Genomic DNA, 1,376 nt, shown 5'->3' with positions numbered 1-1,376 from the left:
GAGATATGCTCGAAAGTTGGTGACGCTTGATCAGGCGGCAGCTTGAATGTGGCGGACGCCGTCGCGGAACTCAACCCCGCTGATGACCTCCGGCAGGCGGTTCCGACCGTCGAGCCTCCGCCATTTCTTCTGCGCCGACATCATCAGCCGGAAGGCCATGGCGAGCCCGGTCTTTCGGCTCAGGCAGCCCTTGGTTCGCCGGGTGCGGTGCCGGACGGTGGCGAAGGTGCTCTCGATCGGATTTGACGTCCGGATATGTTTCCAGTGCTCGGCCGGATAGTCGTAGAGGGTCAGCAGCGCGTCCCGGTCCTTGACCAGCTTGGCCACCGCCTTGTCCCATTTCACGCCGTAGGTTTCGACGAAGAAGTTGAAGGCGACGTTGGCTTCGGCCTTTGTCCCGGCCTGCCAGATGTCGTGCAGGTGTCCTTTGGCCCTAGCCTGCGCCGATTTCGGCAGCGCGTTCAGCACGTTCATGGTCTTGTGCAGCCAGCACCGCTGCTCCTGCGTCGTGGGGAAGACTTCGCGCAGGGCCGTCCAGAAGCCGAGGGCACCGTCGCCGATCGCGAGCTTGGGATCCTGCGTGAGGCCGCGCCGCTTGAGATCGAGCAGCACCTCGCGCCAGCTCTGGGTGCTCTCGCGGAAGCCGTCGGTCATGGCCAGCAGTTCCTTCCGGCCGTATTCATCCGCCCCGACGATGACCAGAACGCATTGCTTTTCCTCGGCCATGCGCGGCTTGAAGTAGACACCGTCGGCCCAGATGTAGAGGAACCGCCGGGTTCCGAGGTCGCGCTTCTCCCAAGCCTCGTATTCGGACCACCAGTTGGCTTTCAGGCGGGTGACGGTCTTGGCCGACAGGCCCTTGGCGTCCGGCCCCAGCAGGGCGGCCAGCGCCTCGCCGAAATCGCCGGTGGAGACCCCCTTGAGGTAGAGCCAGGGCAGCAGTTCCTCGACCGATTTGGCCTTGCGCAGGTAGCGCGGCAGGATGCTGGGCGTGAAGGAGATCCTCTCCGCTCCCGGCTTGCGATCCCGCACCCGCGGCACCTTCACGGCGACCGGACCGATCCCGGTCAGGATTTCGCGCTCCGGCAAATGTCCGTGCCGCACCAGCCTGGCCCGACCGTCATCGAGCCTTTCCTCGGCGAACGCGGCGAGGAGCGTTGCCAGCTCGGCCTCAACCGCTTGTTCGATCAGCTTGCGCGCACCCTCCCGGATGAGGTCCGTCAGCGGATCCGGCGAAAACCCCGATGGATCGGGCAGCGTGCTGATGGTAGTCTCCGACATGTGGCATATCCCTTTCTCGGCTGAGAATTGACGGCGTCTGAACACCGCCATGATATGCCGCCCCTCAGGGCATCACCAACTTTCGCGCGTTACTC

Annotated in this window: 1 protein-coding gene; it reads right to left on the bottom strand. The window is 64.5% G+C overall.

The annotated features are described in order from the left end of the window. Positions 1-30: 30 nt before the first annotated feature. Positions 31-1,281 carry an IS256 family transposase gene (locus Q1A36_RS21255; protein WP_017469024.1) on the bottom strand — a complete coding sequence of 417 codons (1,251 nt, stop codon included), beginning with the start codon at positions 1,279-1,281 and terminating at the stop codon, positions 31-33. Between the last annotated feature and the right edge of the window lie 95 nt (positions 1,282-1,376).

The sequence above is a fragment of the uncultured Paracoccus sp. genome, assembly GCF_947487305.1.
Lineage (GTDB): Bacteria > Pseudomonadota > Alphaproteobacteria > Rhodobacterales > Rhodobacteraceae > Paracoccus.
The sequence above is the reverse complement of the archived record's forward strand: the minus strand, read 5'-3'. Positions and strand labels throughout refer to the sequence as shown.